Source organism: Streptomyces sp. NPDC059455 (assembly GCF_042750115.1).
GTDB classification, from domain to species: domain Bacteria; phylum Actinomycetota; class Actinomycetes; order Streptomycetales; family Streptomycetaceae; genus Streptomyces; species Streptomyces endocoffeicus.
This window is the reverse complement of record NZ_JBHYVB010000283.1, coordinates 1-11619: the sequence shown is the minus strand read 5'-3', so window position 1 is coordinate 11619 and position 11619 is coordinate 1. Positions and strand designations below refer to the sequence as shown.

General features: G+C 71.0%; 4 protein-coding genes. 1 reads left to right on the top strand and 3 read right to left on the bottom strand.

Features of this window, described 5'->3' with window-relative positions; genetic code table 11:
- Positions 1-489: 489 nt before the first annotated feature.
- Complete coding sequence (locus ACFXB5_RS49020; protein ID WP_385221371.1) at positions 490-6852, bottom strand: SDR family NAD(P)-dependent oxidoreductase; 6363 nt, start codon at positions 6850-6852, stop codon at positions 490-492.
- A 167-nt stretch (positions 6853-7019) separates the two neighbouring features.
- Entirely contained in the window at positions 7020-7478 is a 459-nt protein-coding gene (locus ACFXB5_RS49015; RefSeq protein ID WP_385221369.1) for a KR domain-containing protein, read from the bottom strand.
- Between the two features lie 961 nt (positions 7479-8439).
- Here ACFXB5_RS49015 and ACFXB5_RS49010 point away from each other — a divergent pair.
- Positions 8440-10113: a BTAD domain-containing putative transcriptional regulator gene (locus ACFXB5_RS49010; RefSeq protein WP_385221366.1), complete on the top strand. Its 1674-nt coding sequence runs from the start codon at positions 8440-8442 to the stop codon at positions 10111-10113.
- Between the two features lie 30 nt (positions 10114-10143).
- On the opposite strand, the gene ACFXB5_RS49005 is transcribed toward ACFXB5_RS49010, so the two are convergent.
- Entirely contained in the window at positions 10144-11490 is a 1347-nt protein-coding gene (locus ACFXB5_RS49005) for a transposase (protein WP_385221363.1), read from the bottom strand.
- Between the last annotated feature and the right edge of the window lie 129 nt (positions 11491-11619).

Genomic DNA, 11619 nt, shown 5'->3' with positions numbered 1-11619 from the left:
TGGGCATCCACCGCTGCCTGGGCTCCCACCTGGCCCGCATGGAACTCCGCGTCGCACTGGAGGTCTGGCTCGAGCGCATCCCGGACTTCAGCCTCCAGAACCCGTCCGCGGTGGCCTGGGGCGGGACCCAGGCCCGCGGACCGAAGACCCTTCGCCTGCGCATCCGCTAGAAGATCACTGAGAATCCCTGGTTCCGGCCCGCGGTGGTGACGCGGGGCCGGACTGTCGTGTGTGCGGGGGAACGGGCCCGGGAGACGGTCGGGCCGCGGTGCGATCCGCGGTGGAGGCCGCGTGCGGGCCGGGCCTGTACGACACCGCGTGCGGCCCCTCTCTACTGGCCTGCTTCCGGCTTCCGGCAGCGAACGCGGTCGGCCCGTCGGCCCTGGTCGCCGGCCGGGACGTGCCCAGGCCGCCGACCTCGGCATGAAGCCCGGAGGGCGGCCCCGCCACCGGCGGAACCGCCCTCACGGCACGATCTCCAGTGATCTTCTAGCCCACCATGTCCAGCAGGGCCAGCAGGCGGGAGCGGGCGTAGGTGCGCAGCTCGTCATCGACGTCCGCGCCCTTCGCGAGGGCCGTCTCCAGCCGGGCGAACTGGCTGACGATGCCCTCGGCCGGGTCCCCGGCGGATTCCCCGGCATCGGGAGCCGATTCGTCGTCGAACTTTCCCGCGAGGTGCCGGGCGAGTTCGGCCGGTGTCGGGTGGTCGAAGACGAGGGTGGCGGGGAGGGTGAGGCCGGTCTCGGTGGCGAGTCGGTTGCGAAGCTCCAGCGCGGTGAGGGAGTCGATGCCCATGTCGCGAATGCGGCGCTCGGGGTCGATGTCCCCGGGCGTGGCATGGCCCAGCACGACGGCGATGGCTGCCTGGACGGCCTGCAGGACCTCGTGCTCGCGGTCGGCTGGGCTGAGCCCGGCAAGCCGCGTGGCCATCCCACCCCCGGCCGCGACGGCTGCGGCGGCGTTGGGGCGGGCCGGAACACCGGCCGTCAGACCACTCAGCAGGGGGTTGCCGGCGCGAGTCGGCGCGGTCAGATCCAGGCGGGCCGGCATGGGCTGCGGCGTACCCAGCGCGGTAGCGGCGTCGAACAGGGCCAGACCCTGAGCGGTCGTCATGGGCTCGATGCCCCCGCGGCGCAGGCGGGTCAGGGCCAAGCCGTCCAGATGTCCGCTCATCTCCGAGGTCTGGTCCCACAGGCCCCACGCCAACGACTGGCCGGTCAGGTGCCGGTCGCGGCGGTGGACGGCGAGCGCGTCCAGGAACGCGTTCGCGGCGGCGTAGCTGCCCTGCCCCGGGCTGCCCATGACGGCCGCGGCCGAGGAGTACAACACGAACCCGGCCAGGCTCGCGCCCTCGGTCAGCTCGTGCAGGTTCCACGCCGCATCCGCCTTCGCCGCCAGCACCGGCACCATCCGCGCGGGCGTCAACGACTCCACGGTGGCGTCGTCGATCACCCCGGCGGCGTGCACCACCGCGGTCAGCGGACGGAGCGCCGTCACCCGGTCCAGCACCGACGCCAGAGCGGTGCGATCGGCGGCATCACCGGCCTGCACTCGCACTTCCGCACCTGAGCCTGCGAGGTCTGCGGCCAGGCGCGCAGCTCCCGGCGCCGCCGGGCCCCGGCGGGACATCAGCAGCAGGTGCCGCATGCCCCGGGAGCCGGCCAGGTGGCGGGCCAACTCCCCACCCAAGGTCCCTGTCCCGCCCGTGACCAGCACCGTGCCGTGCGGGTCCCACTCGGCCGGGACGTTCACCACGACCTTGCCGATGTGCCGGGCTGCCTGGAGATGGCGCAGCGCCGCCACCGCCTGCGACAGCTCGAAGCACGTCACCGGCGGCGGAGTCAGCGTCCCAGCCTCGAACATCGCCCCGAGTTCGGCCAGCATCTCCGCGACCCGCGGCGCACCGGCGTCCATCGTGTCGAACGCCTGATACGCCACTCCAGGGTAGGTCTGGGCCACCTGCTCGGGGTTGCGGATGTCGGTCTTGCCCATCTCGACGAACTGACCACCGCGCGGCAGCAGCCGCAGCGACGCGTCCGTGGACTCCCCGGCCAGCGCGTTGACGACCACGTCCATGCCCTCGCCATCGGTCACGGCCAGGAACCGCTCACAGAAGACCAGATCACGAGTGGAGGCGATGTGGGTGTCCGCCACGCCCATGGCTCGCAGCGCGTGCTGCTTGGCCGGGCTCGCGGTCGCGAAGACCTCCAAACCCCACGCCTGGGCCAACTGCACCGCAGCCGTACCCACACCACCCGTACCGGCGTGGATGAGCACCCGCTGGCCCGGGCCGGCCTGGGCCAGGTCCCGCAACCCGTAGAACGCCGTCAGGAACCCGACCGGCACCGCCGCAGCCTGCTGGAACGACCAACCCTGCGGGATCGGGGCAAGCAGCCGGGCATCCGCCACCCCGACCGGTCCCCACCCCTGCACCAGACCCATCACCGACTGGCCCACCGTCAGACCGCGTACTTCGGGGCCGGTCTCCAGGACCACCCCCGCGCCCTCCCCGCCCAGTATCCGCCCGTCATCGACCACACCCAGCCCGTACATCACGTCACGGAAGTTCACCCCGGCCGCACGCAGACCCACCCGGACCTGACCCGCCGACAACTCGACGTCGGACTTGGGGGCATCAAGGACCGCGGCACTGCCCAGGTCACCCGGCCGGGTCACCTCGACCCGCCAGTCCGAACCACCGGGCAACGCCAACTCACCGGCTCCAGCGCCGGCCCGGGCCAACCGCCGCCCGAACACCTCCACACCCCTGTCACCGGAGCTGATGCGGATGTCGGGTTCGCCGGCATCCAGTACCGCGGCCAGCACCGTGTCCACATCGGCGTCGCGACCGGGGTCCACGTCGGCTGACGGGTCGACGTCGACCAGCAGCAGCCGGCCGGGGTGCTCGGTCTGCGCCGAGCGGACCAGACCCGCCACCGCCGCACCGGGGAGGTCCTGGCCGGCTGCCGCGCCCTGGGTCCAGACCACCAACCGCGAATCGTCCGTCTCGGGATCGGCCAGCCACTCCTGCACCCAACCCAACACCGTCGCGGCAGCCAACTGAGCCGCCCGCGGCGCCGACGCCCCGGACGGGGCAGCCGGCACCACCGCCACCATCACCGGAGCGACGTCGGACCCGGCCATCTCCCCGTGCCGCGCCCACCGGACCCGGGCGGCCGGGGCCTGCGAGGCCGGCAGCGCGGCCCAGTCCACCGTGAACAGCGACTGCCTGGCCATCCGGCCGAGCCCGCCCAACTGCCCGGACGCAACCTCCCGCAGCACCAACGACCGTGCCTGCAGAACGGGTTCACCCACAGCGTCGAACGCCGTGACCGCCACCCCACCCGGCCCGGGTGCCAAGACCACGCGCAGGTGGCGGGCACCGCCGGCCAGCAGCCGCACACCCGACCACGCGAACGGCAAACCCGTCCCCCCACCACCGCTGCCGTCGGCGGCGCCGTTGCTGCTGGCGACGACGGCACCGTGCAAACCCGCGTCGAGCAGCGCGGGGTGCAGCCCGAACCCAGCCGGATCGGCCTCCGTACTTTCAGGCAGCTCGACCTCGGCATACACCGTGTCCGCGGCCCGCCACACCTGACGCAACCCCCGGAACACAGGCCCGTACTGATAGCCCCGCCCGGCCAGCCGCTCGTAGGCGTCACCGACCGGAACCGACTCCGCACCCGCCGGGGGCCACGCACCCAACGGAGCCGGAGCCGGCTCACTGTCGACCGGGGCCAGCACGCCGACCGCGTGCAGAACCCATTCGCCCTCCCCCTCACGGGAGGAGATCGTGACGGTCCGCTGTCCACCGTCGCGGCCGCTGACGCGGACCTGCAACTGCACGCCGCCCTGACCCGACAGCACCAGCGGCTCCTGGAGCGTCAACTCCTCCAGGACCGCGCACCCGGCCAGATCACCGGCATGCATCGCGAGATCCACGAACGCGGTGCCGGGCAGCAACACCACGCCGTGGACGGCGTGATCGGCCAGCCAGGGAGCCGCGGCCAGCGACAACCGACCGGTCAACACCAGCCCGTCACCCTCGGCCAGCCACACCGCCGCCGCCAACAACGCATGCCCGGAGCGCTGCTGACCAGCTGAGACGGCATCGCCGCGCCCAGCGACGGCCTTCGGCCAGTAGCGCTCCCGCTGGAACGGATACGTCGGCAGCGCCACCCTCCGGGCCTTGCCCTCGTCGGCGGTCACCGCGGCCCAGTCCACCTCCGCACCCGCCGCCCAGGCACCGGCCAGTGCGGTCAGCCACCGTCCCCGGCCCCCATCGCCACGCTGCAAACTGGCCGCCGCCACCAGGTCCTCGCCGCCTTGCGCCACCGCCATACCCAGCACCGGATGCGGACTGACCTCCACGAACACCCGGTGGCCTTCCGCCGCCAGCGCGGCGATGACCTCGCCGAGCCGCACCGGCTCACGCAGGTTCCGATACCAGTACCCGCTGTCCAGCCCGGCCGTGTCCACCACCGCGGCCTCGACCGTGGAGTAGAACGGCACCGAACCGCTGACCGGAGCCAGCCCCGCCAGCTCTCCGGCCAGACGCTCCTTCACCACCTCGGCCTGCGCGGTATGACCCGCGACATCCGTCGCGACCGCTCGGGCGCCCCGCTCGGCATGAGCGTCCGCGAACTGCGCGCACGCGGCCGCGGTCCCGGCCACCACCACCTGCCTCGGGCCGTTGACCGCCGCGACCGACAGGTCCTGGCCCCACCGGGCGATCCACTCCCGCACCTCCTCCAACCCGGCGGGCACCGACACCATCCCACCCGCGCCGGCCAGATGCTCGGCCAGCGCCCGGCTGCGCAGGGCGACCACCCGTGCGCCGTCCTCCAGAGACAGGCCGCCCGCCGCGCACGCTGCGGCGATCTCGCCCTGGCTGGAGCCCACCACGGCGGCGGGCTCCACCCCGGCCGCCCGCCACAACGCGGCCAGGCTCACCATCACCGACCACAAGGCCGGCTGAACGACATCCACCCGCGCCAACAACTCCGCATCGCCCAGCGCCTCACGCAGCCGCCAGGCGACGAACGGCTCCAGGGCCGCCGCGCAGCGCTCCATCGCCGCCGCGAACACCGGCTCCTCGTCCCACAGTTGCAGGCCCATCCCGACCCACTGGCCGCCCTGCCCCGCGAACACGAACACCGGCCGCGCATGTTCTCCGGCCTTCCCGGTCACCGTCCCGGGCGCGTCCTGTCCCTCGGCTGCCGCCGCCAGGCCCGCCAGCAGTTCCTCCCGGTCGCTGCCGGTCACCGCCAGCCGCCGAGGCAGCCCCGTGGCGCGGGTCGTCGCCAGCGAGAACGCCACGTCGTAGACGGTCATCTGCGGGCGGGCAGCGGCGAAGGCCCCCAACTGGCCGGCCTGAGCGGCCAGGGCCGGCCCGGACCGCGCCGACAACACCCACACCGCCGGCCCCGCGGGTGGCTCCGCCCCGGTCTCGGGCTCGTACTCGGCGAGGGCGTCCTGGGGGGGCTGTTCGAGGATGAGGTGGACGTTGGTGCCGCTGATCCCGAACGAGGACACACCGGCCCTGCGCGGACGGGGGCCGGCTTCCCACGGGCGTGCCCGGGTGAGCAGCTCCACCGCCCCGGCCGACCAGTCCACGTGCGAGGACGGGGCATCCACATGCAGCGTCTGCGGCAGCATGCCGTGCCGCATCGCCTGCACCATCTTGATCACGCCCGCCACACCCGCGGCTGCCTGCGTATGGCCGATGTTCGACTTCACCGACCCCAACCACAAAGGCCGACCCTCCGGCCGGTCCTGGCCGTACGTCGCCAACAGCGCCTGCGCCTCGATCGGGTCACCCAGCGCGGTGCCGGTGCCATGTGCCTCCACCACATCGATATCGCCGGGCTGCAACCTGGCGCTCGCCAGCGCCTGGCGGATCACCCGCTGCTGCGAAGGACCGTTGGGCGCCGACAGACCGTTGGACGCCCCGTCCTGGTTGATCGCACTGCCCGCCACGACCGCCAACACCCGGTGCCCAAGCCGGCGAGCGTCGGACAGCCGCTCCAGGACCAGGACGCCGACGCCCTCACCCCACCCCGTGCCGTCAGCCGCCTCCGCGAACGGCTTGCACCGGCCGTCGGTGCCCAGTACCCGCTGCCGCGCGAACTCCGCGAACGCCGACGGAGTGGCCATCACCGTGACCCCGCCGGCAAGCGCGATCCCGCACTCCCCGGACCGCAGCGCCTGCGCGGCCAGGTGAATCGCCGTCAGCGACGACGAACACGCCGTGTCCACCGACACCGCCGGACCCTGCAACCCCAAGCAGTACGCCACCCGGCCCGACGCCACACTCGCCATGGTCCCCGTCAGCCCGTAGCCGCCCCCGGCGTCCTGCGCCCCGACCCGGTACCCGGACGTGATGACCCCGGCGTAGACCCCGGTGTCGGTGCCCCGCAACGAAGCCGGATCGATCCCCGCGTCCTCCAGGGCCTCCCAGCACGTCTCCAGCAACAGCCGCTGCTGCGGATCCGTCCCCAACGCCTCACGCGGACTGATGCCGAAGAACTCCGCATCGAAATCACCCGCCCCGGCAAGGAATCCGCCCACCCGGGCAAAGCCTGGGGCCGCGGCACCGGGACCAGGGTCGGGCGTGCCCGCCACGTCCCACCCCCGGTCGGCGGGGAACCCCGACATCGTGTCGGCTCCCTCGGCGAGCAGTCTCCAGAAGTCCTCCGGGCTCTCCGCCCCGCCCGGGAACCGGCAACCCATCCCCACGATGGCCACCGGCTCCCGCATGCTCTCCTCAAGCCTGCGCAGTCGGCTCTGGAGCTGCCGGCCGTCGTTAATGGCCCGCTTCAGGTAGTCGCGGAGCTTGTCTACCTCGGACATGGTCACTCCTTGTTCCCGGCGGTTGGTTTAGTATGTTTCGAACGCTTGCTCGACCAGCCTGTACAGATCCTCGTCGGCGGCCGATGCCGCCGCGGCAGCAGTGGGACGGCCGGGAACGTCGGCCGTCGGACCACTCGGCAACGGAGACACCACTCCCCCGGCGCGGGTCAGTGCCGCCAGGTCCGAACGAGCCGGAACCACCACCGGCGCACCCACCACGGCAGCGCCTCGGACAGCACCGGGCCCTGCTCCGTCGTCAACGGGTGAACGCCACCGCGACGCAGGCGCGACAGACCCGCACCCTCCAGGTGCCCGGTCATCCCTGAGGCCTGGTCCCGCAGCCCCCACGCCGGCGACCGGCCGACCAGGCACCGATCGCGGCGGCAACCGGCCGGCGCGTCCAGGAACGTGTTCGCGGCGGGGCAACTCCCCTGGCCCGCACCGCCCATGACAGCCGCGGCCGAGGAACACCACCCCTGATACACCACCCCGGGGTGGGACTCGGCGACCTGCGCGACATCGCGGATGTCCGTCCCGCCCATCGCGACGAACCGACCACCGCGCGGCGACAACGCCAACGACGCGTCCGTGAACTCCCCTGCCAGGGCATTCACGACCGCGTCCATCCCCTCACCACCGGTCACGGCCAGGAACCGCTCACAGAAGGCCAGATCACGGGTCGAGGCACCACACTGTCTCCGATCAGCCGCACCCCTGCTGGATGCCTACGTCGTCCGGTCTGCCATGAGGGGAAGGTAGCCATCGAGGGTCACCGCCCGAAATGACACCGCTCCACCACGCGCCCATCCGGAGGCAATCAGGTTGCCAGCGGCACTGACGAGGTTTCCGCGGGTCACCGACGCCGACGTCCCGGGCTGACCCGCGGCGTCGACGGTCGGGTGGCGCCGAGGGACCGGGCGGGCTCCTCCACCCGATCATGCACATACAGGAATCTCGACCCAACGTGATAGCTATTGCCATATTACGGGCACACCCTGGCGTGAATAATGCCTCATTTAATTTACATTGGTCGAGGTTATCCGCGGATTTTACATTGGTCGAGGTTATCCGCGGATGCGGATGGGGATGCAGGTAGGGGTTCGAGGGGGTGACGGGGCATGGACACCCTCACCTGCGCGTCACCTTCGTGGAACCTCAACGACCGGTCAGGGGAGGCAAGGATGAACGTGCGTTTACGCCCGACGACCCAAGGCGACGTCCTTCGCCAGGACCATGACCCCCCAGCGCCGTTCGATGTTACAGACCCGCCGTCTACGCGCGGGATCCAGGCAGTCGGGTGACCGCTGAATCCAGAAAGACCGCGTCAGGAATCCAGCGGCATGAACGGCCTATAGAACACGAAATTCATCGTCATCCGATCCCAAATTCATAGCCTCATACAGCGCGGCACGTACATGCTCACGCGTGCCCGCCGACGGTGTGCGCCTGCGCAGAGATGGCGGCTTGAGCGCCGCATGCTCCTCGACCAGGCAGCGAGTTCGTCCATTCCGGCAGCCCATCGAATACTTCCGGTCTACAGGCCTGTCCAGCATTGGACGAACTGTGTCGCGGATGAGGGAGACCACCATGCAGTTCAATATCCTGGGTCCTCTGGAAGTGGTTTCCCACGACAGAGTCGTGCCCCTCGGCGGAATCAAACAGCGCGCGATGCTGGGCATGCTGCTGCTGAAAGCCAACCGGATAGTTCCGTCGAGTAAACTGCTGGATTCCCTGTGGACCGGCGGTGTTCCGCCCACCGCGCGGAAGATGCTCCAGAATGCGGCGTCCGCTCTGCGAGGAATTCTTGCCTGCGATGACGGCAGTGCCGACCCGGCCGTACTCCTCACCCACACGCCCGGGTATCTGCTGCATGTCGAACCCAACGCCATCGACCTGAACCTGTTCATGTTCACCATAGAACGCGGCCGTGCGTACGCCGCCCAAGCCGACTGGGAATCCGCGCGCCGGGCGCTGCGGGGCGCACTCGACGTCTGGCGGGGCCCGGTCCTCGCCGACCTGACCGAAACCTGTAGCGCCTGGCCCGAGGCCACCGCTGTCCAGAACACGCATCTCGTGGCCTTCGAGGAGCTTTTCGAGGCCGAACTGGCCTGCGGGCGGCACCGCGAGGTGCTGGCGGAACTCGAACTCGTCGCAGGACGAGAACTGTCCCACGAACGCCTGGTGGGACAGCTGATGCTGGCGATGTACCGCTGCGGGCGGCAGTTGGACGCGCTTGCCGTCTATCACCGCGCCCGCGTGTCGCTGGCCGAGACCCACGGGTTGGAGCCGAGCCATGAACTCCAGGAACTCCAACGCCTGATCCTCAATCAGGACGTGTGTCTCGACTGGCACGGCGGTGTCATACCCGCGCTCGGCGACAGTGGCACCAAGGGAGTGCCCTGGCCGACCGCGGCCCCCCAGGACGGGCCCCAGGGGCCCCGGCCGCACCGGCCGGTCGGCGCGGACGACCCCGTCGCCCCCCTCACGGAGGGCAAGTTGACCACCATGATGGCAGTCGTCAGCGAGGTGGCCAGCGAGCCCGGCGAGGATGCTGCCGAGTCGACGTCTGCACTCGGCAGCGTGGCCGCGCTGGTGGACCGCGAGGTCGGGCGGCACGGCGGAGTGGTGATCAGCAGGGTGGCGTCGATGAGTTGGATCGTCTTCGATGCCGTGGGCCACGCCCCCGATCACGCCGTCAACGCCGCGCTGGCGATCCGTGACGCGTTGCAGGAGGCCCGCTCCGTTCGCGCCGCCGCAGGCAGTGGGGCGCCGGAGCCCGTGGTCAAGTTCGCCGTCGTGTCCACCGACGCGATCCTCGGCTACCACCTCGATGACGGCACACTGCGGGGTCTCGACACGGCAGTTGTCGGCCGGTGCCTCCAACTGGCCAGCGTCGCCCCCGCGAGACACGTGTGGGTCAGCGAGGAGACCAAGCGCGCCACCGAGTACCGGGTGCGCTACGAACGGGTCGGTGACGACGCGTGGGACGCCGTGGAACTGCTCCCGGAGCCGCACCGGCCCAACCAGGTGAAAATGGTCATCGGAGGCCCGGGGAAGATCCAGAAGTTACGCGGCCTGCTCGCGGTCATGGGCGGGCAGTACGCGTCGCTCGTCGAGAGGATCAGCCACCGAGGAGGCGACATTCCGGAGAACGCGGTGGTCGAGGTCACCGTCAGCGTGTTGCTTCCCGGGGACGACGTGCACGGCTGGCGGCTCCGTCGGAAGGCACGTGAACCCGGGCGAACGGCGGATCTGCCCTAGGGTCAATACCGGGACTCTGTTGGTGATCTTTCAGGCGTGTGCGGTGGCGGTGCACAGGGCGTGGAAGCGTGTTGATCGGCGGCGGGTGGTCATGGGTTCGGTAATCCAGTCGGCGATGCGGGTGAGGTTGCAGGCCAGTGCGGTCAGGACGTGCTGGACGTGGGTTCTGGCGAGGCCGCGGTAGCGGGATCGGCGCCAGGCCGCAGGTGCGGACGTTCTGGGAGAGGGTGGCCTCGATACCGGCCCGGATCGCGTAGCGCCGCTGCCAGTCCTTGGTCTGCTGGTCCAGCCGGTTGCGGTCTGGATCTCATGGAGTTCACGGGTGGGCAGGAGCGCAAGTGCGCGGGGGCGGGTGGCGGAGGTGGTGCATTGGGGACGGTCGGTGCAGGCCAGGCAGGTGATCTTGTCGAAGCGGACCTGGATGTAGTCGTGGCCGTTGATGAGCAGTGGTCCCCAGTTCCGGCTGAGCTGCCCGGAGGGGCAGGTGGCCTGCTCGTTGTCCCAGTCCACGGTGAAAGCGGACTTGTCGAAGCCGCCACCGCTTTTGGCCTGGTGGCTGTGGTCGGGCACCACGGGACCCAGCAGGGTGATGCCGTGGACCCGGAGCGCTCGTTCGATCCGGGCCGGGGCGATGTAGGCGGCGTCCACGACGTGTTCGGCGGGCGCAAGGCGGGCTTCGGCGAGGTCGTCATGGATCCGTTCGGTGAGTTCGCCGTCCTGGACCGGGGCGGTCGTGGTAGCCACGTGGACGACAGTGTCGGGCCGGTCGCTGTCGCAGGTCTCGGTCAGGTGGACCCGGTAGCCGCTCCAGGCGGTGTCCCGCTTGACGCAGTAGTGGGCGTCGGTGTCATAAGGGGAATCGAACCGCAGCGAGGCTGGGGGCAGCGCGTGACCGTCACGCCAGCGCAGATGCCCGGCCGCGTCCCAGTAGTAGTGGTGGACCCACACCTGCCGCAGGATCTCCACCTGCGGTAACACCCGGAGGCGAGGCGGAGCATCCCAGGCCCAGGCGGCGGCCAGGATTTTCTGGCCGTCCCGGCCGAAGGTCTCCGCCAGGGCGGTAACCCCGGCTTTCCCACCGGGGACCTTCCCGATCTCGATCTTGCGCCCGTAGCGCTTGTCCCATTCCGGCTCGATCAAGGGCAGCAGCCAGTCCCCGTCGGCCTCGGCCAGCTCCTCCAGCGCGGCCCGCATCGTCTCCCCGGCCAGCTCCAGCCGGCTGAGCGTGCGCACCGCGGCGAGCACATGGGTGGCATCGGTACGTTGCCGACCCCCGGACTTCAGCAGTCCGGCCTCCACCAGCCGCTCCAGCATCACCGTCAGCAGCCGGTCAGCGGCATCACCCTCGGCCAGCCGGGCCCGGAACTCGCACAGCACTGAGTAGTCGAACCCGGCATCGTCCAGCTCCAGCCCGCCGGGTAGCGGGGACGCATTGCTGCGTCCCCGCCCCCTAAGAACCGTGCGTGCCCGTCATCCGAGCACACGGCTCAAGCAAGCCCCGAAGGC

Bases quoted from the DNA above. Each gene is read 5' to 3' on its own strand.
- ACFXB5_RS49020 (WP_385221371.1), bottom strand. From the start codon at position 6,852: ATGTCCGAGGTAGACAAGCTCCGCGACTACCTGAAGCGGGCCATTAAC.
- ACFXB5_RS49015 (WP_385221369.1), bottom strand. From the start codon at position 7,478: ATGGACGCGGTCGTGAATGCCCTGGCAGGGGAGTTCACGGACGCGTCG.
- ACFXB5_RS49010 (WP_385221366.1), top strand. From the start codon at position 8,440: ATGCAGTTCAATATCCTGGGTCCTCTGGAAGTGGTTTCCCACGACAGA.